Below are 22,780 nucleotides of genomic sequence, written 5' to 3' on the forward strand. Positions count from 1 at the left end.
ATACCTCGTGCAATCCCAGCCGCGGCTTCCGCCGCGCTTTCCTCTTGGTCAGGTCCTCGTTCGATTAGTGACAGTCAGCTCCACGCCTTGCGGCGCTTCCACCTCTGCCCTATCAACCTCATCGTCTCTGAGGGAACTTACTTCCTTGAAGGAATGGGAGATCTCATCTTGGGGGGGGCTTCACGCTTAGATGCCTTCAGCGTTTATCCCTGCCCCGCTTGGCTACCCTGCCATGGGCCTGGCGGCCCAACAGGTGCACCAGCGGCGGGTCCAGCCCGGTCCTCTCGTACTAAGGCCAGCTCCCCGCAGATCTCCTGCGCCCACGCCGGATAGGGACCGAACTGTCTCACGACGTTCTGAACCCAGCTCGCGTACCACTTTAATGGGCGAACAGCCCAACCCTTGGGACCTACTACAGCCCCAGGATGTGATGAGCCGACATCGAGGTGCCAAACCACTCCGTCGATGTGAACTCTTGGGAGTGATCAGCCTGTTATCCCCAGGGTAGCTTTTATCCGTTGAGCGATGGCATTCCCACTTACTGCCACCGGATCACTAAGTCCTACTTTCGTACCTGCTCCACCCGTCGGTGTCGCAGTCAAGCTCCCTTCTGCCTTTGCACGCTCCGGATGGTTTCCGTCCATCCTGAGGGAACCTTTGAGCGCCTCCGATACCCTTTCGGAGGCGACCGCCCCAGTCAAACTCCCCGTCTGCCATTGTCCCCCCGCCGGCTTACGGCGGCAGGTTAGAAGCCCAGTCGCTGAAGGGTGGTATCCCAACATTGGCTCCGCATCTGCCGAAACAGCTGCTTCTCTGCCTCCCACCTATCCTGTGCATCATCGACCGGACCCCAGTAACAAACTGGAGTAAAGCTCCATGGGGTCTTTCCGTCCTGGCGCGGGCAGCCAGCATCTTCACTGGCACTTCAATTTCACCGGATGTATTGTTGAGACAGTGCCCAAATCATTACGCCTTTCGTGCGGGTCGGAACTTGCCCGACAAGGAATTTCGCTACCTTAGGACCGTTATAGTTACGGCCGCCGTTTACTGGGGCTTGGATTCAGGGCTTCGCTTTCGCTGACCCCTCCTCGTAACCTTCCAGCACCGGGCAGGCGTCAGCCCATATACGTCGCCTTCCGGCTTTGCATAGACCTGTGTTTTTGCTAAACAGTTGCTTGGGCCTGGACTCTGCGGCCGCCCCGGAGGACGGCACCCCTTCTCCCGAAGTTACGGGGTCATTTTGCCGAGTTCCTTAACAATACTTCTTCCGCCGGCCTTAGGATTCTCTCCTCATCCACCTGTGTCGGTTTACGGTACGGGTACGGTGCGAACGATAGCAGCTTTTCCCGGCACTCCCTCCGCCCTCTCTCCTACTTGAAGTTCGGTCGTCTCACGGAATGGCGTTCCGCATGTCTTTTATCCCATGCCCGCCTTCCCGCTTTCTCCGCGTTTTCCATCCGCGGTCAGACTTTGGAAATGCGTCCCTGCAGTTCTGTCGCATCGCAGTACAGGAATCTCCACCTGTCGTCCATCGGCTACGGCTTCCGCCCTCGCCTTAGGTCCCGACTTACCCAGGGCAGATCAGCTTGACCCTGGAATCCTTGGATATTCGGCCTGAGGGATTCCCGCCCTCATCTCGCTACTCATTCCGGCATTCTCTCTTCCCGCGGGTCCACATGCCCTTGTCGGTCATGCTTCGCCCCCGCGGCAATGCTCCTCTACCGATGGCTTCCGCCATCCCAGAGCTTCGGCGGCGTGTTTCAGCCCCGGTCATTTTCGGCGCAGGACCTCTCGACTAGTGAGCTATTACGCACTCTTTGAATGCGTGGCTGCTTCTGAGCCAACATCCTAGTTGTCTTCGAGATCCCACATCCTTTACCACTTAACACGCACTTTGGGGCCTTAGCTGCTGGTCTGGGCTGTTTCCCTTTTGGCCGCCCGACTTATCTCATGCGGCCTGACTCCCCACCATCGTCTACACGGCATTCGGAGTTTGATAATCTTTGGTAAGCTTTGACGCCCCCGCGGATATTCAGTGCTCTACCTCCGCAAGACTTGGTGAAGGCTAGCCCTAAAGCTATTTCGAGGAGAACCAGCTATCTCCGGGTTCGATTGGAATTTCTCCCCTACCCACCGCTCATCGCCACCCTTTTCAACGGATGTGCGTTCGGACCTCCAGGGCCTTTTACGGCCCCTTCATCCTGGCCATGGGTAGATCACCCGGTTTCGGGTCTGCGTGACGCGACTGGCGCCCTCTTAAGGCTCGGTTTCCCTCCGGGTCCGGATGTCCTCATCCTTTCCCTTGCCGCGTCCCGCAACTCGCCGGACCGTTCTACAAAAAGTACGCGGTCGCACCTGCAAGCGTGGTGCTTCCGCCGGTCGTAAACACAGGGTTTCAGGTTCTCTTTCACTCCCCTCCCGGGGTACTTTTCACCTTTCCCTCACGGTACTGTCCGCTATCGGTCACTGGGTCGTATTTAGCCTTGGGGGGTGGTCCCCCCGACTTCCCACAAGGTTTCCCGTGTCTCGTGGTACTCTGGATCCTGCCCGAACCCTTCCGCTTTCCCTTACGGGGCTTTCACCCTCTCCGGCCGGCTTTCCCAAAACCGTTCCGGTTCGCTTCGGATTCTCTTTGCAGTCCGTAACCCCGGCTGGCAAGCCAGCCGGTTTAGGCTCTTCCGCGTTCGCTCGCCGCTACTGACGGAATCACGTTTGTTTTCTTTTCCTCTCCCTACTTAGATGTTTCAGTTCAGGAGGTTCCCTCCACAGACCTATGGATTCAGTCTGCGGTGCATGAGGTCTGCTCATGCGGGTTGCCCCATTCGGACATCTGCGGATCAGCGGATATGTGCTCCTCCCCGCAGCTTTTCGCAGCTTATCGCGTCCTTCATCGGCGCCCAGTGCCAAGGCATCCGCCCTGCGCTCTTGTTTACCTGACCATGTCCGCACCGGCCACTAGCGTATGCCCGGTACGGTCCGCCGTTCCAGCGCTTTCGCGCCGTTCCGGCTGCTGTATTGCTTCTAGACCTTTGTCTCTGATTTGTGATCCTTGCGGATCACGCCTCTGATGTCTTTTCCTATCTTTTGTCTGCGCTTCAACCTTTTGTGTCCGTCTGCTCCGTCTCTTCTAAGGAAGATCAGGAAACGAAACACTCAGGTTGGTGCTTCTCGGTATATGCGGTTTTCAAGGTGCGTTTCCATGCCTGCTGACTGCCGGTTATGAAACACAGCGTGGTCAGTCGTTTTGCAGCCAGGGCTTACACGCAAACATTGCATGTCGCCATGATTGCCGAGGATGTTCCAGCTCGCTTTGCTCGCTGGAACGGCTCAAAATCGAACCTCGCACTGCGCTTCGCTTGTGCTCGCTAAGATTTTGATGCCTGGCGGCCACCTGCCCTCCCGCACCGTCTCCAGTGCAGTACTCTCGGCCGTCCGGGTCTTCACCGTCGTGTTCGGCATGGGTACGGGTGTTTCCCCCGGACGCATCGCCGCCAGATTTCCTTCAGCCATCGCTTGATAGCTGAACAGTGAAACACATTTCTCTCTACTTCTCTCTTAGAAAGGAGGTGATCCAGCCGCACCTTCCGATACGGCTACCTTGTTACGACTTCACCCCAGTCATTCGCCCCACCTTCAGCAGCTCCCTCCCCTGCGGGTTGGGCCACTGATTTCGGGTGTTGCGGACTCCCATGGTGTGACGGGCGGTGTGTACAAGACCCGGGAACGTATTCACCGCAGCATGCTGATCTGCGATTACTAGCGATTCCAGCTTCGTGCACCCGGGTTGCAGAGTGCAGTCCGAACTGGGATGCCGTTTGTGGGATTCGCTCCCCCTCGCGGGTTTGCTTCCCTTTGTCCGACACCATTGTAGCACGTGTGTAGCCCAAATCATAAGGGGCATGATGATTTGACGTCATCCCCATCTTCCTCCAGGTTGTCCCTGGCGGTCTCCTCAGAGTGCCCGGCTTTACCTGCTGGCTACTGAGGACAAGGGTTGCGCTCGTTGCGGGACTTGACCCAACATCTCACGACACGAGCTGACGACAACCATGCACCACCTGTCTCCGGTGTTCCGAAGAAAGGACTCATTTCTGAATCTGTCACCGGGATGTCAAGATTTGGTAAGGTTCTTCGCGTTGCTTCGAATTAAACCACATGCTCCACCGCTTGTGCGGGTCCCCGTCAATTCCTTTGAGTTTCATTCTTGCGAACGTACTCCCCAGGTGGAATACTTACTGCGTTTGCTGCGGCACCGACAGCTCTCAGCTGCCGACACCTGGTATTCATCGTTTAGGGCGTGGACTACCAGGGTATCTAATCCTGTTTGCTCCCCACGCTTTCGAGCCTCAACGTCAGTTACTGTCCAGCAGGCCGCCTTCGCCACCGGTGTTCTTCCTGATATCTACGCATTTCACCGCTACACCAGGAATTCCGCCTGCCCCTCCAGTACTCAAGTGGTACAGTTTCCAATGCAAGCCCGGAGTTAAGCCCCGGGGTTTCACATCAGACTTGCATCACCGTCTACGCTCCCTTTACACCCAGTAAATCCGGATAACGCTTGCCCCCTACGTATTACCGCGGCTGCTGGCACGTAGTTAGCCGGGGCTTCTTAGTCAGGTACCGTCATCTTCTTCCCTGCTGATAGAAGTTTACATGCCGAAGCACGTCTTCCTTCACGCGGCGTCGCTGCATCAGAGTTTCCTCCATTGTGCAATATCCCCCACTGCTGCCTCCCGTAGGAGTTTGGGCCGTGTCTCAGTCCCAATGTGGCCGGTCGCCCTCTCAGGCCGGCTATGGATCATCGCCTTGGTGGGCCGTTACCCCGCCAACAAGCTAATCCAACGCGGGTCCATCTCTCACCGAATTTCTTTCCACCCTGTGCCATGCGGCACTGTGTGCATATGCGGTATTAACAGCCGTTTCCAGCTGTTATCCCCCTGTGAGAGGCAGGTTCCCCACGCGTTCCTCACCCATCCGCCGCTAAGTGAAAAAAGCAAGCTCTCTTCACTCCGCTCGACTTGCATGTGTTAGGCACGCCGCCAGCGTTCATCCTGAGCCAGGATCGAACTCTCTTAAGGATTTCAATCCGGATCCGGATGAAACTGACTTCGCTTTCGCTGCTCAGTTCCCCGTTTCCTTACTTTACTGCTGAGATTTTGTTCTCAATAAAATTCATAAAGGATTTTCGAGTTAGTATGTGTTTCACTGTTCAGTTATCAATGTTCTGTTTGCTGTTCTCTGTCCCTCACGGACAGCTTAATCAATTTACCATAGCTTTTCAGGTGTGTCAACGGCTTTTTGACGAATTTCAAAATATTTTTCAGATCTATTTTTCAGATTCCGGCCGTCACCAGTTTTGCCAGTATCGCCGACAACAGATTGTGGGTGGTGATGAAGGTGAGCACCGGGCTCACCGTGATCTGCCTCGCCAGCCCGTCAAAGGGACTCGTGAACGACAGCAGCTGAATCAGACCGAGTGCCAGCCAGACACCCACCAGCCCCTTCAGGAGGCCGATCGGAAGCCCGAGAATATGATCCAGCGCACTCACGCCACGTCTTCGGAGAATGTGCACGATGATAATCTGGATCACGATGCCGATCAGAAGCGCGATGACAAAGGTAATCACCGCCGCGATGATACGGATGATCACCGAACCGATCTCACCGGCCGCGGCGTCACGGACCGAATCCGTCCCCATCGCCAGCGCGATGACGGCTGTCCCGACTTCTTCGGGGGTGGATGCATTTGCCAGACTGACGGACGATCCGGAGCCGCTTCCCGCGGACGCGATGACCGCGGCGGTCTGCTTTCTGACATACTCCGTGATATACTGGCTCTCTGAGCACATCTTCGTCACCGCCGGCGTCCCGACTGCCATCACGAGCACCACGACAAGAAGAAACGCCATGGAAAAGACCGAGCGGAGAAAGCCGCGCCGCACCGCACGAAACACCACGAGCGCAAGATAAATCACCACCACCCATGTCAGCGCATTCATATTCATCCGTCTGTTCCTCCCAGAATCTGTCTCCGTACGTCCGTCCTTTTCACCGGAACTTAAGGCTCCGGCGATCCGGACCGCGGCCAGCCGTGTATTCGCCGCGTCCCGCGATTTCTCAGCGCAGCTCGATCACTTCAAGAGCCTGATCCGTCACCACGAGCAGTCTGCGGCTGTCCACACGGACCGCGTCCGTCACACTTCCTTCGCGGACAGGCCCGTGATACCGGCAGACGCCGCGCATACTGTATACGCTGATCCCCGATCCGCTGCTGAACACCAGCATATCGCCGCAGGCATGCACCGTCTGATACGAATCGTCCAGATTCATCGCAGCCAGTTCCTGACCGCCGCCGGAATAGAGCCGGGCCGTGTAGCGATGCCCTTTCTCAGTGCTTCGGAAGACGAAGCCGATATGAGAACCGTCCGAAAACATGCTGACGATCTCCTCGTCAAAATCCACATCGGCCGTCTGCTTCAGTTTGTCCGTTCCCCGGCAGACCGTGAGTCCGCCGTCCCGCACGATGATCAGTGAATCGCCGATGTAGGTCAGCGCGGGCACGAAGGAGCCGGTGAAGGAGAGCTCGCCGCTTTCGCGGCACCCTTCCGACTGATCCGACGAAAAGCGATAGGCACGGACCGTCGTACCGATGTTTCCGTCCGCTGCCGTCAGATACGAGACGGCCAGACTGAGCCCGTCGTCCGAGAGCGCCAGCGCGGCGGGATAGCCGGGATCCGTGATAGTCGAGGAGCCGGACGCAATCTTCGATCCGTCGGACGTGTAGTACGCAAACTCCGTTGTGTCACCGTTGTCCAGCAGCGCGGCCACTGTCCCTTTCGCGGAGACGCACGCCTTTCCGATCGGAAGCTCCGTGGAGAATGCACCCGTCTTGCCCTTCTCATTGAAAAGCAGGGCCGACGTGCCCTTGCAGTCGTAGATCAGGCATTCATTTCCGCAGACACTCAGCCGCGGGTCATTCATCGTATAAGTAACGGACCAGACCGTTTTCAGACTGCCGTTAAGCAGCGACGCGCCGTCCGTCGAGTAACGGACCGCACCCGCCGGCGTATATTCCCATTTGGAGACGCTGCCGCTCTTTTCGCTTGACCGGACAACCTTATATCCCGTATAAGTCCGGTTCTGGATATGGTGCACGAGCAGTGCGAGCAGTATGACAAGAACCGCCGCGGCCGCGATGGTGACGGCCCGGCGGACTCCTTCCGATCCCGCTCGTCTCTTCTGTTCTCTCAACGGCATTTCCTCACAGATCCGTCCGGCCCTCCAGCGCGCGCAGCAGCGTGACCTCGTCAATGTTCTCGAGATCGCCGCCCACCGGCACGCCGTTGGCAATCCGCGTCACCCGGATGCCGGTCGGTTTGATCAGACGGCTGATGTACATCGCCGTCGTCTCCCCTTCCAGCGTCGAGTTTGTCGCAATAATCACTTCCTTCACATCGCCTTCCAGACGCTTCATCAGCTCCTTCAGCCGGATATCATCCGGGCCGATGCCGAGCATCGGAGAAATCGCCCCGTGAAGGACATGGTAGACGCCCTCATATTTGCCCGTCTTCTCATAGGCGGCCAGATCCCTCGTCGTCTCGACGACCATAATCGTCGAGTGGTCCCGCTTCGGATTACTGCAGATCGGACAGATTTCACTGTCCGTCAGCGTGTAGCATTCCGAACAGTAGCGGACGTTTTTCCGGGTCTCGATCAGTGTGCGGGACAGCTTCTCCACCTTCTCCTCAGGCTGGCTGACGATGTAAAATGCAAGCCGCTGCGCCGTCTTCGTTCCGATGCCCGGAAGCATGGCGAGCTGTTCGATGAGCTCGCTCATCCGTCCACTAAAATAGTCCACCGCCAAAGCCTCCCATGCCGCCGGTCAGACTGCTTACCGAAGAGCTCTGCGCCTCGTCGATCTGCTTCAGCACATCGCCGAACGCGGCCTTCAGCATATCCTCCAGTGTCTCTACATCCTCCGGATCAACCGCCTCCGGGTCGATCTTCAGTTCCACGATCTCCCGTTTTCCGTTCATGCCAAGTCTCACGGCTCCGCCGCCCACCTGTGTGCTGAACGTCTTCTCCTCCAGCGCCTTCTGGTTCTCCTCCATCTGGCGCTGCATTTTCTGAGCCTGCTTCATCAGGTTCTGCATGTTTCCCGGCATGCCGCCGCCGAAACCGCCGCTTCGTTTCGCCACTTTCGTTCCTCCTTTGCCAGAGGCAGCCCTCTTCCGGCTGCCTTCTCCCGCCACTGACCGCCCTTCCCGGACTTCGTCAGAACGGCTCGTCCTCCGTGTCGTCGTCCTCCGACTCCTCGATATCCATATGGATCCGGCTTCGCATCATGCCGTCGATATCCACGTTCCGGAGCTCCGGCCCGCGCTGCGCGGCCAGATGCATTTCCACCTCCACATGGCGGCCGGTCTTCCGCTCAAGGTAGCGCTCCAGTTCCTCCCGGTTGTCCGGCGTATTCATCAGAAGCCGGTCGGCCGTCTCGTTGCCTCGCAGCTCCAGATACAGCCGGTTTTCCAGTGTTTCCGCGTTGTACTGGGGCGTCGCCTCCCGCTTCAGCATATTCTTCAGGAAGCCGTCCTCCATACCTCCGATCAGATGCTTCCAGTCCGCGCAGATTTCTTTCAGGTCCTCGGGCGCCGCGTCGGGCAGCACCTCGGCTTCCTCCTCAGCCGGCGCCGGTTCCGGAGGAGCCGCCGCGGCCGCAGCCGGCAGCCCTCTCACAGCCGCCTCATCCAGACGCGTCTCGATCTGGGCCATCCGGGCCATCAGAGCGTCCTCGTTCCGGTCCCCCTCCGGTCTGGCCATCTGGAGAAGAGCGACCTCGGTCAGCACTCTCCGGTTCGTCGCGTAGCGCATCCGGTTCTGAAGCTCGCTCAGTATCCGGATGCAGCGCATCAGCGCATCCGGGTCCGACCGCTGGGCGAGGTCGAGCAGGTCGTCCATCTGATCCGAGGAAGCGTCGATGATCTCCAGCGCATCCTCCCGGGACGTACTGCGCGCCACCAGCAGGTTGCGGAGATACCAGATGTAATCGCGAACCAGCTGACCGATTTCGACGCCGTCCGCGATCTGACGGCCGAGAATCTTCATCGCGGCGGCTGCATTTCCCGAAAAAACCGCCTCCGTCATCTCACGGAACACAGTTGTATCCGCCTCGCCGAGCGCTTTCAGCGCCTTGTCGTACGTCAGCTCCTCGTCCATATAGAACGCGAGGCACCGGTCAAGGAGGGACAGCGCGTCGCGCATCGACCCGTCGCCGGCGCGGGCGATGAACCGGAGAGCCCGTTCCTCCGCCTGAACGCCTTCCTTCCCGGTCAGCTCGCGGAGACGCGCCGTGATCGTGTCCACGTCGATCCGGTGAAAGTCGTACCGCTGGCAGCGCGACAGGATCGTGACCGGAATCCGTCCGGCCTCCGTTGTCGCCAGTATGAAGATGACGTAGGACGGAGGCTCCTCCAGCGTCTTCAGCAGCGCGTTGAATGCGCCGGGCGAGAGCATATGAACCTCGTCGATGATGTAAACCTTGTATTTTCCCCTGGTCGGACGATACCGGACTTCCTCAATGATGTCACGAATATTATCGACGCCGTTGTTGGAGGCGGCGTCGATCTCAATGACATTCATCGATTTTCCTTCTGCGATATTCCGGCAGCTTTCACACTGCCCGCAGGGGTTCCCGTTCTCGGGATGCTCGCAGTTCACGGCCCTCGCGAGGATCTTCGCCACAGACGTTTTCCCGGTGCCGCGGGTGCCGCAGAACAGATAAGCGTGCTGCAGCCGGCCGGTGCGGACCTGGTTGCGCAGCGTCCGGACGATCGGATCCTGACCCTTGACCTCGTCGAAGGTGCGGGGCCGGAACTTGCGGTATAGCGCTACATAGGACATGAACAATCAGTCTCCGAAGCTGATGCCGATGGATTTCGCGAGCTGGACGGTCTGGTTGTCCGGTTCCACCACCTTCAGCTTGCCGGCCGACTTCTCGAGATCCACTTTCCGGATCTGTCCGTTGACCGTCGCCACCATGATGCCGTATTCCTCCTTGATGATGCACTGCGCCGCGTACGCGCCCAGCTTTGTGGAGAGAATCCGGTCGAAGGGATCCGGGGAACCGCCGCGCTGGGTATGACCCGGCACCGTGACGCGGACCTCGTAGCCCGTCTTCTTCGTGATGTCCTCCGCCAGCTTATAGGAAACGGAAGGATATTTCGAAGTGATCTTCTCCATCTCCTTCTTCTGCTCCTTCTTGTCGAGCTTGGCGATCTCCTTGGGGATCGCGCCCTCCGCCACGGCGAGGATCGTGAACTTCTTACCGCTCTTGTGCCGGCGGTCGATGGCTTCGCAGACCTTCTTCAGATCGTACGGAATCTCGGGAATCAGAATGATGTCCGCGCCGGAAGCCACGCCGGCGGACAGCGTCAGCCACCCGACCTTGTGTCCCATCACCTCGACGATGAAGACGCGTCCGTGTGAGGAGGCCGTCGTATGAATTTCGTCAATGCACCTGGTCGCGATATCGATCGCGGACTGGTAGCCGAAGGTCAGATCCGTTCCGTAGATATCATTGTCAATGGTCTTCGGGAGATGAATGATGTTGAGTCCTTCCTCGCGAAGCAGATTGGCCGTCTTCTGCGTTCCGTTGCCGCCCAGGATCACCAGGCAGTCAAGGCGGAGCTTGTAGTAGTTCTGCTTCATGGCCTCCACCTTGTCGAGGCCGTTCGCGTCCGGGACGCGCATCAGCTTGAACGGCTGGCGCGAGGATCCGATGATGGTGCCGCCGCGGGTCAGAATACCCGAGAAATCAGCCGCGGTCAGCAGCCGGTAATTCCCGTAGATCAGGCCCTTGTAGCCTTCTTCAAAGCCGTAGATTTCCAGTTCCTTCAGGTTGTTGCTGAGGCCCTTGACCACGCCTCTCATCGTCGCGTTCAGTGCCTGACAGTCGCCTCCGCTGGTCAGTAATCCTATGCGCTTCATCGGCAGCCCCTCCTTGTTTCTTTCCTTTTCTTCCGTTCACGCAGCCGTCCGCTCTCTTTCGAACGGCTTTCTGACTGGCTTCAAGTATACTACTCGGGCCCTGATTTGACAATTCCATCGGGATCGGATATACTTCGGATACCGTGCAGCCGGGGCAGCAGCGGGGCCCTGTCGCCTGAAATCCGCTATAGCAGGGGTGATGCCGATCCGAGGGCAGACTTTGATGGAGCCGCCCCCTTCAAGTGGCGCTGACGTCCGGGTCTTGCGCAACGGAAATCTGTGAACCGTGTCAGGATGGGAACATAGCAGCACTAAGCAGAAGCTTTCGTGTGACGCAAGGGTGCCTGGGCCGAGTTAACTGGAGGGGTTCCGTCTGTTGGAGTCTGTTCGGAGTGAGGCGCACGGCTTTGAGTGAAGACAGCGGGCCTGCCGCATCAGCAAGACTGATGCGGCAGGCCCGTTCCGTTTCCCTTAATTCAGTTCATTCAGTGCCATGCCCCCTGTTTTCCGCGCCCGGTCTTGTCCGGCGCTCAGTCCTTCCGCCCCCGGAAAAGCTGAACGCCGACGACGATGATGCCTGCCACCAGGACCGCAAAGACCGCCAGCAGCACCGGCAGCGCCGTCCGGCCCGCCGTCTTTGTCAGTGTGCCGCTCTCCGCCGGTGTCTCCGCCGCGGCAGCTGTTTTCTTCGCTTCGCTCTCCGTCAGAGTCTTCCGTCCCACCGTGAGCTTATGATACGTGCTGATCAGCTCCGCCGTGCCGTCGCCGCGCTTTTCATGCGACTGCTCCACCTGATCCGTCCCCATACCGGCCGGGAGCGTGACTTGTACGCCGTTCAGCTCCTGATTCGCGAACCGGGAGAATCCGTACTCGAACAGCTTTTTCGCGTCCGAAAAATCCGTCTGATCCGGTCCGCGCATCGTCACGGCGATCAGGGTCCGGCCGTCCTTCTCCGCCGCCGTCACCAGCGTCCGCCAGGCCGCCTTCGTGAAGCCGGTCTTGCCTCCGATATCGTACTGGTAATAGAACTTGCTGGCCGGCTGGATCAGCAGGTTGTGGTTCGGATAGACCCGTTCCTCCGCCGTCTTGTTGGTGGCCGGCACCGTATATTCCGTCGTGGAGATGATCTTCCGGAACGTCTTGTTCTTCAGACACTCCTGCATGATCAGCGCCAGATCATACGCCGTTGTGTAGTGATCCGAATCCGGCATTCCGCTGGCGTTCACAAAATGCGTGTCGGTGCAGCCGATCTGCTCCGCGCGCTCGTTCATCATATCGGCGAACGCCTCCGTGCTGCCGGCCACCTTGATACCGAGCTGGACCGCGATGTCGTTGGCAGATTTCAGCAGCAGCATATAGAGGCACTGCTCTACCGTAAACGTCTCGCCTTCCACCGTCGCCGCATTGGTGCTGCCGTCCGTGCAGTGCACCGTGCCTTCCTTCATCGTGACCGTATCGTTCAGCTTGCAGTGCTCCAGCGTCAGCAGGGCGGTCATGATCTTCGTCGTGCTGGCCGGATAACGGATCTCATCCCGATTCAGCGAGTAGAGGATCCCGCCCGTATCCGCGTCGATCAGTACCGCGCTCGCTTCGTTCAGCGTTTCCGTATACTGCGGCCAGTCCGGCAGCAGATTCGTAAGCGGAATCTTCGACTGATCCGCAGCGGAGGATGTTCCCGCGCTGCCGTCCGACTGCGAAGCGGCGCCGGAGGCTGCGGATGCCCCCGCTGACGCGGCCGCGGAAGCGGTTGCCGGATCCGCGGCCAGCGCCGCCGCGCCGCCTGCCGCCGTGAAGACAAACACCGCCGCCATCAGCGCGCAGAGCCGCCGCACCGCCCGTGTTCCTTTCTTTCCGTTCATTCTTTCACCCCTTGTTTTCCCGACTGTACTCCCCAGCCTGCCTGTATCCTATCATACGAGGCCGGTCAAGGCAATGAAGGGCAGTCACCTCAAAGGCCGAAAAGGCCGCCCGCCGCCATTTGACTTTCCGTCATTCCTCTTCTATAGTGGATATCAGAGATCCATTCATGCAGAAGAATTCCGGGACGCGCCCGGATGATCACAGAGGTGCTTCCGGAAAAGGAAGCGCCTCTTGTTTTCCCGCCGGAAGCAGGATAAGACCCGGATGATGCGGCGCGCCTCCGGAAAACGGAAGGAGAAACAAATGGCTGGCATGCTGACTCACGAAAGACGGCGCGACTTTATCTGGATCATCGCCGGATCGGGGCTGACCGCTCTGGCGACCAACCTGTTCTTTACCCCGGCGCACCTGGTGCCCGGCGGCTTCACAGGGCTGGCGATCATCATCAAGCATCTGACCGCCGGCCTGCTTCCGGGCGGCGTGCCGACCTGGTTTTCCAATGCCGCGCTCAACGTGCCGCTGATTCTTCTCTCCATCCGCAGCCGCGGCTGGCGGTTCTTAAGAAGAACCTTCGCGGCGTCGATTGCATTTTCCGTCTGGCTCTTTCTGATTCCGGAGTACCCGCTGGCCGGCAGCGACCTCTTTCTGAACGCGGCTGTCGGGGGCGCTCTGATGGGAATCGGACTCGGCTTCGTCTTTCTCGGCAAGGCGACCACAGGCGGCACGGACACGCTGGCCGCTCTGATTCAGCGCCATATCCCTCACCGCAGCGTCGCCAGTGTGATGCAGGTGCTCGACGCGGTGATCATCCTGCTCTCCGTCTGGATCTTCGGCATGACAATTTCCCTCTACGCGGTGATCGCCGTCGTCCTCACGAGCTATATCGCGGACGACCTCATCGGCGGGTTCCGCAACGCCTATGTCGCCTACATCATCTCGGAAAAGAGCGGAACCATCGCCAGTGAAATCATGGAGGAACTTGACCGCGGCGTCACGGAGCTGCCCGGCGTCGGCCTCTATACGGGCCAGAGCCGGCCGGTACTGTTCTGCGCCGTCTCAAAGAAGCAGACCGTCATCCTCCGTGAGCTTGTCGCGGACATCGATCCGAAGGCTTTCCTGATTCTGACTGACGCGAAGGAAATCCGCGGAGAGGGCTTTCTCGGCTACAGCCGTGAGGAACTGACGTAAAAAAGCAATGGAGAATGCAGCCGTTTCATATATGTCCCGCGCTTTCCTTTCGGGCCGGCAGCTGCGCGATCGCGCGCACCGTCCGCTCATAGTCCGCCGTCACTTTCCGCAGCAGACCGTCCGCCTCCGGCGTCCGCCCGTGACGGAGCGCTTCGGTCAGCTCGCCTGCGGATGACGCGAGGTCATCCAGCCCCAGTGTAAGGCAGAAGCCCTTCAGCGTATGCGCCGCCCGAAAGGCTTCCTCTTCCCGATGCGCTGCCATCGCATCCAGAAGCATCTGATAGCTCCGGTCCCCCGGAACCCGGCGGATGTATTTATCCACCAGGGCGGCGGATCCGAGCCGTTCCACGACCCGGTCATAGCTGCCGCCCACTGTCTCATAACACTCCCTGAGTGTCATGTCTGTCACTCCTTCCCGTCTTTCCCTTGCTGTCCTCCGGATCAGACCTCGATGATCCGGATCATATTCGTATTGCCGGAAGAGCCAAGCGGCAGTCCGGCCGTCAGAACGATCTTGTCGCCCTTCTTCACCAGCCCCGTCATATCCGCCCTTGCCAGCGCCGCAGCGAACAGCGCATCCTCGCTGTCCTCCATTCCGATGATCAGCGGCACCACGCCGTAGAGGAGATTTGTCTGACAGGCGACGCGCGCGTTGGTCGTGCAGGCGATCACCGGCACGGTCGGGCGGAGCCTCGAAAGCCGCCGCGCCGTGAAGCCGGAGATCGTCACCGTGATGATCGCCGCCGCGCCGATCTCCTCGGCCACCGTGCAGCAGGCGTGGCAGATTGCCGTTGTCTCGTCACGCGCCACCGCATCGTTGCGGAGCAGACTCAGCCTCCGCTCGAGATAATTGATATCCTCCTCCGCGCGGCGCGCGATCTTCGCCATCGTCTGAACCGCTTCCACCGGATAGGCCCCGGCCGCGGTTTCACCGGACAGCATGACCGCCGTCGTGCCGTCGTACACCGCGTTGGCCACATCCGTGGCCTCCGCCCGGGTCGGCCGCGGATTGTGGATCATCGAATCCAGCATCTGGGTCGCCGTGATGACGATCTTTCCTTTGCGCTGGGCGAGATTGATGATCCGCTTCTGGATCACCGGCACTTCCTCCAGCGGCACCTCGACGCCCAGATCGCCCCGCGCCACCATCACGCCGTCCGCGACGTCCATGATCTCCTCGATGTTGCGGACGCCCTGCGTGCTCTCGATCTTGGCGATCACCTGCATCTTGCTGTGATGAGCGTCCAGAATCTTCCGTACGGCCCGGATATCGTCCGCGGTCCGTGTGAAGGAACAGGCGATGAAATCAAAACCCAGTGCGCAGCCGAACTCGATATCCGAGCGGTCCTGCTCGCTGATGAAGGGCATCGACAGCTCGGCGTCCGGGACATTGACGCCTTTTTTGTCCGACACAGGGCCGCCGTTTTCCACCGTGCAGAGGATATCATGGCCCTTCACCTCATCCACCTTCAGCCCGATCAGACCGTCGTCGATGAGAATGTGACTGCCCTTCTTCACGTCGTGAACCAGCCCGGGGTACGAGATGGCCGCCCGGTGCTCATCGCCGATAATCTGGTCCGTTGTCAGTGTGAACCGGTCGCCCCGCTTCAGCGTCACCTTTCCGTTTTTGAAATTCCGGAGCCGGATCTCAGGCCCCTTTGTGTCCAGCAGCGTCGCGGTCGGCATATTCATCGCGATCCGTATGCGGCGGAGCCGTTTGAATTTTGCCTCGTGTTCCTCATGCGAGCCGTGGGAAAAATTGAAGCGGGCGACGTTCATTCCCGCCAGAATCAGCGCCTTCAGCTTCTCCTCGCTCTCACTCGCCGGACCGATCGTGCAGATAATCTTCGTTCTGCGCATCTTTCTTCTCCTTTTTCTTTCACAGATTTCTTCGAAGACTGTGCTTCTATTATTATACTCCGCATCCGGACAGGCGTCATTATCCGCTTGTCGCCCGCACGCCGGGAAATAAAAAAGCCGCGAAGAGAATCAGCTGAATTCTCTTCTGCGGCTGTGCCGTGAAGCGGAGATGAAGGGATTCGAACCCTTGTGTCCTTGCGGGCCTATCGCATTTCGAGTGCGACCTCTTACGACCACTTGAGTACATCTCCATATGGAATTGTCAGATGACACGAGCCGTGTCTTCCTCTGATGACGTATGTCTGCGTTTCGACTTCTCGCGAAGCTCGCGGAAAAACGACTTCAGCAGTTCGCTGCAGGGCTCCTCCATCACGCCGGTCGTCACGTTCACCCGATGATTGAAGCCCTCCATCCGGAGCAGATCCGTCACCGACCCGGCGCAGCCCGCCTTCGGGTTCATGCACCCGATCACGCAGTTCGTTACCCTCGCCTGCACGATCGCCCCCGCGCACATCGGGCAGGGCTCCAGCGTCACATAGAGGGTGCATTCCTCGAGCCGCCAGTCGCCGATCACCTTCGAAGCCTTGCGGATCGCGGTGATCTCGGCGTGCGCCAGCGGATTGCGGTCCGTATTTCTCCGGTTGTAGCCCCGGGCGATGATCTTTCCCCCGTACACGATACAGCATCCGATCGGCGTCTCGTCCAGCGCATAGGCTTTCTTCGCCTGACGCAGCGCTTCGCGCATGAATGTCTCGTCCGTATTCATACCCGCATATTATATGCGATTCCCGCGGCAAAATCAACGGGTAATATTCGGCGTAACTCTTTATGTCCGAGAAGTCATTCCGTTGACAGAGTAAAAACACAAAGATATAATTCTTTTTTGCGTGAGGTGCCGGGCTGAAAGTCCGGAGAATAGGGAAGCAGGTGAAATTCCTGCGCGATCTCGTCACCGTAATTCGAGAGCGGAAGCCAGATGCCACCGGGAAACCGGGAAGGCGGCAGACGCGCCAGATCGATCAGCCGGGAGACCTGCCTTTCGAAGCACACAGAACGAATAGGTTCTACGCCACGAGGACTTGGCAGTGCAATGTCAGAAGCCGTGTTTTCGGCTTTTCTGCCCTTGTCCTTTTGCGGCAAGGGCTTTTTTCGTTCCATCACAATTTTCAGCTGCATCTTTAAGAGTAAGAGGAGGAAATGATGAAAAAAAGAAGACTGACTGCACTGGCCCTGACTGCCGCCCTGATTGGTTCCATGAACGTGAGTCCGGTTATGGCGGACGTCATCATCCGCAACACAATCGATGGAAAGACGGAGGAGACAACCTTCACGGATGTGCCTCAGCGAGCGGTAAGTCTTTCCGGCTTTGCGACTCAGATGATGATGGCGCTTGGCCTTGAAGATAAGATGGTCGGCTACGGTTACATGGATAATGAAATTCCGGACAAATACAAAGATGCATTTTCAAAACTCACCTGCCTGGCAGACGGAAATCCTTCCCAGGAGCAGCTGCTCGCAGTGGAACCGGATTTTCTTACAGGCTGGGCTTCGACTTTTTCCGAGAAGAATTTTCCGCTCAGCTTCTGCGATGAAAACGGCATAAAGGCTTACGTTCCTCAGGTAGAATATGCGCCTGCCTCAATGGAAAGTGTGTATAAGGATTTCGAGAATCTCGGCTCGATCTTCGGAGTAGAAGACCGCGCAAATGAGATTGTCTCGGATATGAAGAACCGGGTCCAGGCTGTCCAGGATGCGGTGAAGAATGAGGATCCGGTAAAGGTCTTCATCTACGATTCCGGTGAGGATGCTCCGTTTACTGCGAGCGCTGGCCTTCCGACGGACATGATCTCACTGGCCGGCGGAAAGAATGTTTTCGCGGATACGAAGAGCAACTGGACATCGGTCGACTGGGAAGACGTGATCAACGCGAATCCGGATTACATCATCGTGATGGACTATATCGCTTCGGATCCGATTCAGGACAAGATCAACTTTCTGAAGTCCGATGATGCGCTGTCCAACATCACAGCCATCAAGAATAACAACATCTCCGTGATTGGACTGACCGATGTGACCGGCTGCTATGAAAGCGTGGATGCGATCGAGCAGATGGCGAAGACGTTCCATCCGGACTGCTTTGCTGACGGCGATTCCGATGCGTCATCCGTTGCAGAAAACACTGAGGGAATATCTGCGGCTGAAAATTCTGCGGAGTAAATCAATATGCTGAAAAATGCATCAAGACACACGATGGGTCTTGTTTATCTTATTCTCACTCTGGCTCTGGTGGCTTCGGTCATCGGAGCCATCAATCTGGGATCCGTTGACATCAGCCCGGAGAACATTTTCCGCATCATCGTCGGAAAAATATTCAGACAGAATCTGCGCGGTGAATTTCCTCCAAATCAAATCAGCATCGTGTGGAAGCTGCGGTTTCCCAAAGTCCTTGTTGCCGGTTTCACCGGAGCGGGACTGGCGCTTGCCGGTATCATGATGCAGGCACTGACCAGGAACCCTCTCGCCGATCCGTATATTCTCGGTATTTCATCCGGCGCTTCTACCGGAGCAGTGCTGTCACTTCTGATCGGAAATATTCCTTTTATCGGACAGCTCCCGCTGGCAGAAGGCGCTTTTTTGGGCGCGCTTCTGACATCGATCCTGGTCTTTGTCTTCGGCAGTAACGGAGCAAAAATCAACACGACCAGAATGGTTCTGGTCGGCATGTCCCTGTCGGCTCTTTTCTCCGCGCTCACAAATGTGATCATCTTCCTTACGCCTGACTCCAGAAAAGTCCAGAGCGCGATGTTCTGGATGGAAGGATCGTTTGCCGGAACGGACTGGTCAGATGTCCCGCTGGCGGCAATCATAACGGGGACAGCCGTCGTCATGAGCCTTCCGATGGCCCGGGAAATGGACGCGCTCCTGGTCGGAGATGATATGGCAAGAAATGCAGGTGTCAATACGGTGAGAGTCAAGTGGACTCTGATTCTCATCAGCACGCTGCTTACGGCCGTGCTTGTCTCTATGAGCGGTGTAATCGGATTTGTCGGTCTGGTGATTCCGCATGCGGCGAGGACCGTGGTCGGAGCCGCGCACAGGAGACTGATTCCGTTTTCTCTTTTTATCGGCGCTGTTTTTATGATCTGGACCGATGTAGTCGCGAGGACGATGGCTTCCCCGCAGGAACTGCCGGTTGGAGTCGTCACATCGCTCTGCGGCGCGCCGGTCTTTCTTGTCATGCTGCGGAAAAGCCGTTATTCATTCGGGCAATGAGAGGAGGTCTGACAGATGTCGGACAACGTAATCGAGGTGGATGGACTCAGCTTTCGCATCAATAACGCTCAGATTCTCTCTCAGGTTTCTCTTTCTGTTGAGCGGCATGAGTTTGTCGGCCTGATCGGACCAAATGGTTCCGGAAAATCAACATTACTGAAGCATATCTACCGTCATTATCAGCCCGGGAAAGCGACCGTCTATCTTAACGGCGAGGATATTGCCCGGAAGAAACCGAAGGAAATCGCCCGGGAGATGGCGGTGGTCGCGCAGGAGAATAATCCGGACTTTGATTTTACTGTGTTTGAAATGCTGATGATAGCCCGCTATGCGCACAAGAAGATATTTGACCGGGACAGCCGGGATGACGAAGAGGTATGTGACAGAGCGCTCGCGATCGTCGGCCTTTCTGATACAAAAAGAAGAAGTTTTCTCAGCTTGTCCGGCGGGGAGAAGCAGCGAATCTACCTGGCGATGGCATTTGCTCAGGAAAGCGAACTGATTCTTCTGGATGAACCGACCAATCACCTGGACATAGGATACCAGCTTTCGATGATGGAAGTGCTGAGATCATTTCGCGAAAAGACCGTCTTCACCTCCGTCCATGATATGAACCTGGCCGCATGGTACTGCGACCGGCTTCTGCTCCTGAACCACGGCAAGATCATCCGTGTGGGTACGCCTGAGGAGGTTCTGACACCGGAGCTGATCCGGAATGTCTTTCATGTCAACGCTGCCGTGAACCGGCGGCCGGAAGACGGCCGGATTCAGATTTCGTATCTGTCTTATATCCGATCATAGGAAGGACGCAAACGCCTTATAGATCCATTCCGTTTCTCCCGGATGCTGTTTCAGATGAAGCAGCATCCGGCTTATTTCCAGGAAAACATACGGAACAGACCGGCTCTATCATTTCCGGACCGAAGGAAAAGTGTACCGAAATACGGCTTGCGTCCTCCCCGCCGCCGCACTACACTGGGCGGAGAAGCTTTTCAGAAAGGAGCACACCGCAATGAAGCTGTTTTTCTACACTCTTCGTGACTTTGACGAGCTCGCCTGCGCGAAGGCGTTCAGCAAAGAATTCGGCATCGATTTTGACTACACGTCCGCCTATCCGGACGCGGAGAATTATAAGCTTGCCGCCGGCGCGGACGGCGTCTGCATGACGCCCTGCGACATGGGAGGCGCGATGCTCGAGCGCTTTGCGTCGGTCGGCGTCCGCTGGATCCTCTGCCGCTCCATCGGCTACGACCATGTGGATCTCGGCAAGGCGAAGGCGCTTGGCCTGCGCGTCTCCAACGTCAGCTATCCGCCCTCCGGCGTGGCCAACTACGCCATCATGCTGATGCTGATGCTGCAGCGCCGGATCATGAGCATCCTCCGCCGCGCCGATCTTCAGGATTACTCCCTTCGCGGCAAGATCGGCGATGACATCAGCTTCTCGACGGTAGGCGTCATCGGAACCGGCCGGATCGGCCGGACCGTCATCGAGCACCTTGCCGGCTTCGGCTGCCGCATTCTCTGCTATGACCCTTATGAAAATGCAGCCGTCCGCGAGCACGCCTCCTATGTTTCCCTTGAGGAGCTCTACGCGCAGTCCGACATCATCACGCTGCACACCAACGCGACGGAAGAGAATTATCATCTTCTGAACGATGATGCCTTCACCCGGATGAAGGACGGCGTCCTGATCGTCAATACTGCCCGCGGCAAGCTGATCGACACGGAAGCCCTCATCCGGGCTCTGGAGAGCGGCCGGGCCGGCGGCGCCGCGCTGGACGTGCTGGAGAAGGAGGACGGTCTCTACTACTACAACCGCATCGGCGACGTCATCGCCAACCGTGATATGGCGCTGCTCCGTTCCTTCCCTAACGTGCTGATGTGCCCCCACACGGCCTTCTACACAAAGCAGGCGGTCAGCCATATGGTCCGCAGCTGCTTCGAAGCGGCCGACGCCTTCGGGAAGGGCGCGGCGACGGAGCACGAGATCCGGATTTGATCCGGATCCGTCCCCGTCCCGCCGGGAGATCCTGAAGGCTGCACCGGACAGAAAGCGCGGGGTTTTAAACCGGCCCTTCCCGCTCCGGCCGCCCCCACCGCCGGGCCGTTCACTGGAAATAGACGCAGCCGGTCATCCGGAACCACTCGATCTTCTGCCGGAGCAGCGTCTCGGTCACGCCGAGCTCCATCGCAAGGCAGGGCACGCAGAAGAACTGCTCCGCGCGGGGATCAAGCAGCTTTCTGGTCGCACCGATGTCGTCCCGGGAGAGCGGCGCGCCGCAGTCGGCGCAGCGAAGCGCGCCCGCGGGCGGCACGCCGTCACGCCCGGACAGCATGCCGGCCGGCGTCTCCGCCGGCCGTGCTTTTTTTCCTTCGTTCATCAGTACGGAAGCGCCTCCAGCTTCGCCCGGTACAGTGCGCATCCGTAAGGCTCGAGTTCCAGCCGCAGCGTGCCGTTCTCCGGCCGGACCGTCCCGCCGGTCCAGAGTTCATGAAACGCTGCCGTGCGGCCGGTGGAAACCGGGAGCCCCAGCTGATCCATATTGAGGCCGGTCTGCCGCTTCTCTCCGCCCATATTGAAGAACCCGACCGCGATATCGCCGCCGTCCAGATGGCGTGCGTAAACCAGCAGATCCTCCGTTCCCGGCGCCTCCTGCATCTCCAGCCGGTAGGGCTGGCGCAGTGCCGGATCCTGGTCAATTGCCAGCACCTCCCGGTTCATGAGCGTCCGGCGCGTCTCCTCGTCCATCTTCCGGATATCGCTGCCGATCATCAGCGGCGAACCCATCATCGCCCAGATGGAGAAATGGGTCCGGTACTGGACGTCGTCGCAGCCGCCGATCCCGACATTGCCGTTTCCGTGCATTCCCACCACCAGCATGTCCATATCATTGAAGCATCCGGGCGCGTTGTACGGATGAAGGGAGGACTGGCGTTCCGTCAGATTCCGGATGCTGTTCCAGTTGTCGAAGATGTCCGGCGTTGACCGCCACATCGAGGCGCCGGTCGACTTGATCCACTCCGCGGTCTCGTCGCTTCCCCAGGAGCAGGCGGAGAAAAGGATGTCGCGGCCTGTATTCTCAAGCGCAAGGCCCATCCGACGGTAGAGATACTTTCCCGGCACGATCGGGCTGTGGTAGCAGTAGTCGTACTTCAGGAAATCGACGTCCCAGGAGGCGAAGGTCTCCGCGTCCGTGAACTCATGCTCATAGCTTCCCGGATAGCCCGCGCATGTCAGATTGCCGGCGCAGGAGTACATGCCGAACTTCAGTCCCTTCCCGTGGACGTAATCCGCCACATACTTCATGCCGTGCGGGAATTTGACATGGTCCGCCACCAGCCGCCCGTTCCGGTCGCGCTTCTTCTCCGACCAGCAGTCGTCGATCACCAGATACTCATACCCGGCCTCCTTAAGGCCGGTGCTGACCATCGCGTCGGCCATCTCCATGATCATCTGCTCGTCGATCCGGTCGCCGAATGTATTCCATGAATTCCATCCCATGGGTGGTGTCTTTACAACCATCGTTCCTCCTCCGGATACCGGCGGCTCTTTCCGCCTGCCGGCTGTTCCTGTATGCATGTCCCGGTTTCCTGTTTCTTCGTTCAAGTGTAA

General features: G+C 58.3%; 17 protein-coding genes, 1 tRNA gene, 3 rRNA genes, 1 other RNA gene and 1 riboswitch. Of the genes, 6 read left to right on the forward strand and 16 right to left on the reverse strand.

The window, feature by feature from the left end; all coding sequences use genetic code 11:
- Positions 1 to 44: 44 nt before the first annotated feature.
- From G4C92_RS06300 to G4C92_RS06340, 9 genes are all read right to left on the reverse strand, one after another.
- Positions 45 to 2,939: ribosomal RNA gene (locus G4C92_RS06300) — 23S ribosomal RNA — on the reverse strand.
- Between the two features lie 439 nt (positions 2,940 to 3,378).
- Positions 3,379 to 3,496: ribosomal RNA gene (gene rrf, locus G4C92_RS06305) — 5S ribosomal RNA — on the reverse strand.
- A gap of 63 nt (positions 3,497 to 3,559) precedes the next feature.
- Positions 3,560 to 5,078: ribosomal RNA gene (locus G4C92_RS06310) — 16S ribosomal RNA — on the reverse strand.
- The 16S, 23S and 5S rRNA genes sit together here, the layout of an rRNA operon.
- A gap of 255 nt (positions 5,079 to 5,333) precedes the next feature.
- Positions 5,334 to 6,005: a CvpA family protein gene (locus tag G4C92_RS06315; protein ID WP_274941726.1), complete on the reverse strand. Its 672-nt coding sequence runs from the start codon at positions 6,003 to 6,005 to the stop codon at positions 5,334 to 5,336.
- Between the two features lie 112 nt (positions 6,006 to 6,117).
- Positions 6,118 to 7,251, reverse strand: coding sequence for a DUF5711 family protein (locus G4C92_RS06320; protein WP_274941727.1), 1,134 nt, complete (start codon positions 7,249 to 7,251; stop codon positions 6,118 to 6,120).
- A gap of 10 nt (positions 7,252 to 7,261) precedes the next feature.
- Positions 7,262 to 7,858 (reverse strand): recombination mediator RecR, encoded by a 597-nt coding sequence (recR, locus tag G4C92_RS06325; protein ID WP_274941728.1) that lies wholly within the window; start codon positions 7,856 to 7,858, stop codon positions 7,262 to 7,264.
- The gene (locus tag G4C92_RS06330) at positions 7,845 to 8,198 is read right to left on the reverse strand and encodes a YbaB/EbfC family nucleoid-associated protein (protein WP_274941729.1); all 354 of its coding nucleotides are present in this window, start codon (positions 8,196 to 8,198) and stop codon (positions 7,845 to 7,847) included. The genes recR and G4C92_RS06330 overlap by 14 nt, the downstream gene beginning before the upstream one ends.
- A 76-nt stretch (positions 8,199 to 8,274) precedes the next feature.
- Positions 8,275 to 9,900, reverse strand: coding sequence for a DNA polymerase III subunit gamma/tau (gene dnaX / locus G4C92_RS06335; RefSeq protein ID WP_274941730.1), 1,626 nt, complete (start codon positions 9,898 to 9,900; stop codon positions 8,275 to 8,277).
- Positions 9,901 to 9,906: 6 nt separating this feature from the next.
- Positions 9,907 to 10,986 (reverse strand): 6-phosphofructokinase, encoded by a 1,080-nt coding sequence (locus G4C92_RS06340; RefSeq protein ID WP_274941731.1) that lies wholly within the window; start codon positions 10,984 to 10,986, stop codon positions 9,907 to 9,909.
- Between the two features lie 141 nt (positions 10,987 to 11,127).
- On the opposite strand from G4C92_RS06340, the gene ffs reads away from it, so the two are divergent.
- Positions 11,128 to 11,391, forward strand: an RNA gene (ffs, locus tag G4C92_RS06345) — signal recognition particle sRNA large type.
- A gap of 125 nt (positions 11,392 to 11,516) precedes the next feature.
- On the opposite strand, the gene G4C92_RS06350 is transcribed toward ffs, so the two are convergent.
- Positions 11,517 to 12,845, reverse strand: coding sequence for a D-alanyl-D-alanine carboxypeptidase family protein (locus G4C92_RS06350; protein ID WP_274941732.1), 1,329 nt, complete (start codon positions 12,843 to 12,845; stop codon positions 11,517 to 11,519).
- Positions 12,846 to 13,149: 304 nt separating this feature from the next.
- Between G4C92_RS06350 and G4C92_RS06355 the strand changes: the two genes are divergently transcribed.
- A complete protein-coding gene (locus G4C92_RS06355; protein WP_274941733.1) occupies positions 13,150 to 14,034 on the forward strand; it encodes a YitT family protein in 885 nt (294 codons plus the stop codon).
- Positions 14,035 to 14,059: 25 nt separating this feature from the next.
- Here G4C92_RS06355 and G4C92_RS06360 read toward each other — a convergent pair whose 3' ends face one another.
- The 4 genes from G4C92_RS06360 to tadA form a co-directional block, all read right to left on the reverse strand.
- Positions 14,060 to 14,434 carry an Hpt domain-containing protein gene (locus G4C92_RS06360; RefSeq protein WP_274941734.1) on the reverse strand — a complete coding sequence of 125 codons (375 nt, stop codon included), beginning with the start codon at positions 14,432 to 14,434 and terminating at the stop codon, positions 14,060 to 14,062.
- 41 nt (positions 14,435 to 14,475) lie between these two features.
- Entirely contained in the window at positions 14,476 to 15,894 is a 1,419-nt protein-coding gene (gene pyk, locus G4C92_RS06365) for a pyruvate kinase (protein ID WP_274941735.1), read from the reverse strand.
- Between the two features lie 164 nt (positions 15,895 to 16,058).
- Positions 16,059 to 16,145 (reverse strand) — tRNA-Ser (locus G4C92_RS06370).
- A gap of 11 nt (positions 16,146 to 16,156) precedes the next feature.
- Positions 16,157 to 16,660: a tRNA adenosine(34) deaminase TadA gene (gene tadA, locus G4C92_RS06375; RefSeq protein WP_274941736.1), complete on the reverse strand. Its 504-nt coding sequence runs from the start codon at positions 16,658 to 16,660 to the stop codon at positions 16,157 to 16,159.
- Between the two features lie 107 nt (positions 16,661 to 16,767).
- Positions 16,768 to 16,948: riboswitch (cobalamin riboswitch) on the forward strand.
- 146 nt (positions 16,949 to 17,094) lie between these two features.
- On the opposite strand from tadA, the gene G4C92_RS06380 reads away from it, so the two are divergent.
- The 4 genes from G4C92_RS06380 (at position 17,095) to G4C92_RS06395 (ending at position 21,166) form a co-directional block, all read left to right on the forward strand.
- Positions 17,095 to 18,111, forward strand: a complete 1,017-nt coding sequence (locus G4C92_RS06380) for an ABC transporter substrate-binding protein (RefSeq protein WP_274941737.1) — start codon at positions 17,095 to 17,097, stop codon at positions 18,109 to 18,111.
- A gap of 6 nt (positions 18,112 to 18,117) precedes the next feature.
- A complete protein-coding gene (locus G4C92_RS06385) occupies positions 18,118 to 19,167 on the forward strand; it encodes a FecCD family ABC transporter permease (protein ID WP_274941738.1) in 1,050 nt (349 codons plus the stop codon).
- A gap of 15 nt (positions 19,168 to 19,182) precedes the next feature.
- Positions 19,183 to 19,968 (forward strand): ABC transporter ATP-binding protein, encoded by a 786-nt coding sequence (locus G4C92_RS06390; protein ID WP_274941739.1) that lies wholly within the window; start codon positions 19,183 to 19,185, stop codon positions 19,966 to 19,968.
- Between the two features lie 211 nt (positions 19,969 to 20,179).
- Positions 20,180 to 21,166, forward strand: coding sequence for a D-isomer specific 2-hydroxyacid dehydrogenase family protein (locus G4C92_RS06395; protein ID WP_274941740.1), 987 nt, complete (start codon positions 20,180 to 20,182; stop codon positions 21,164 to 21,166).
- A 109-nt stretch (positions 21,167 to 21,275) separates the two neighbouring features.
- Here G4C92_RS06395 and G4C92_RS06400 read toward each other — a convergent pair whose 3' ends face one another.
- Both G4C92_RS06400 and G4C92_RS06405 read right to left on the reverse strand, forming a co-directional pair.
- Positions 21,276 to 21,548, reverse strand: coding sequence for a hypothetical protein (locus G4C92_RS06400; RefSeq protein WP_274941741.1), 273 nt, complete (start codon positions 21,546 to 21,548; stop codon positions 21,276 to 21,278).
- The gene (locus tag G4C92_RS06405; protein WP_274941742.1) at positions 21,548 to 22,690 is read right to left on the reverse strand and encodes a glycoside hydrolase family 27 protein; all 1,143 of its coding nucleotides are present in this window, start codon (positions 22,688 to 22,690) and stop codon (positions 21,548 to 21,550) included. Before G4C92_RS06405 ends, G4C92_RS06400 begins: the two co-directional genes overlap by 1 nt.
- Positions 22,691 to 22,780: the final 90 nt, after the last annotated feature.

Source organism: Chordicoccus furentiruminis (assembly GCF_019355395.1).
In the GTDB taxonomy this organism is placed as follows: Bacteria; Bacillota; Clostridia; order Lachnospirales; family Lachnospiraceae; genus Chordicoccus; species Chordicoccus furentiruminis.

Excerpts from the sequence above, each read along its gene's own strand:
- G4C92_RS06350 (WP_274941732.1), bottom strand. The coding sequence starts at position 12,845 with ATGAACGGAAAGAAAGGAACACGGGCGGTGCGGCGGCTCTGCGCGCTG.
- G4C92_RS06395 (WP_274941740.1), top strand. The coding sequence starts at position 20,180 with ATGAAGCTGTTTTTCTACACTCTTCGTGACTTTGACGAGCTCGCCTGC.
- G4C92_RS06385 (WP_274941738.1), top strand. The coding sequence starts at position 18,118 with ATGCTGAAAAATGCATCAAGACACACGATGGGTCTTGTTTATCTTATT.
- G4C92_RS06405 (WP_274941742.1), bottom strand. The coding sequence starts at position 22,690 with ATGGTTGTAAAGACACCACCCATGGGATGGAATTCATGGAATACATTC.
- G4C92_RS06400 (WP_274941741.1), bottom strand. The coding sequence starts at position 21,548 with ATGAACGAAGGAAAAAAAGCACGGCCGGCGGAGACGCCGGCCGGCATG.
- dnaX (WP_274941730.1), bottom strand. The coding sequence starts at position 9,900 with ATGTCCTATGTAGCGCTATACCGCAAGTTCCGGCCCCGCACCTTCGAC.
- G4C92_RS06355 (WP_274941733.1), top strand. The coding sequence starts at position 13,150 with ATGGCTGGCATGCTGACTCACGAAAGACGGCGCGACTTTATCTGGATC.
- G4C92_RS06340 (WP_274941731.1), bottom strand. The coding sequence starts at position 10,986 with ATGAAGCGCATAGGATTACTGACCAGCGGAGGCGACTGTCAGGCACTG.
- G4C92_RS06390 (WP_274941739.1), top strand. The coding sequence starts at position 19,183 with ATGTCGGACAACGTAATCGAGGTGGATGGACTCAGCTTTCGCATCAAT.
- G4C92_RS06360 (WP_274941734.1), bottom strand. The coding sequence starts at position 14,434 with ATGACACTCAGGGAGTGTTATGAGACAGTGGGCGGCAGCTATGACCGG.
- G4C92_RS06315 (WP_274941726.1), bottom strand. The coding sequence starts at position 6,005 with ATGAATATGAATGCGCTGACATGGGTGGTGGTGATTTATCTTGCGCTC.
- G4C92_RS06380 (WP_274941737.1), top strand. The coding sequence starts at position 17,095 with ATGAAAAAAAGAAGACTGACTGCACTGGCCCTGACTGCCGCCCTGATT.
- pyk (WP_274941735.1), bottom strand. The coding sequence starts at position 15,894 with ATGCGCAGAACGAAGATTATCTGCACGATCGGTCCGGCGAGTGAGAGC.
- tadA (WP_274941736.1), bottom strand. The coding sequence starts at position 16,660 with ATGAATACGGACGAGACATTCATGCGCGAAGCGCTGCGTCAGGCGAAG.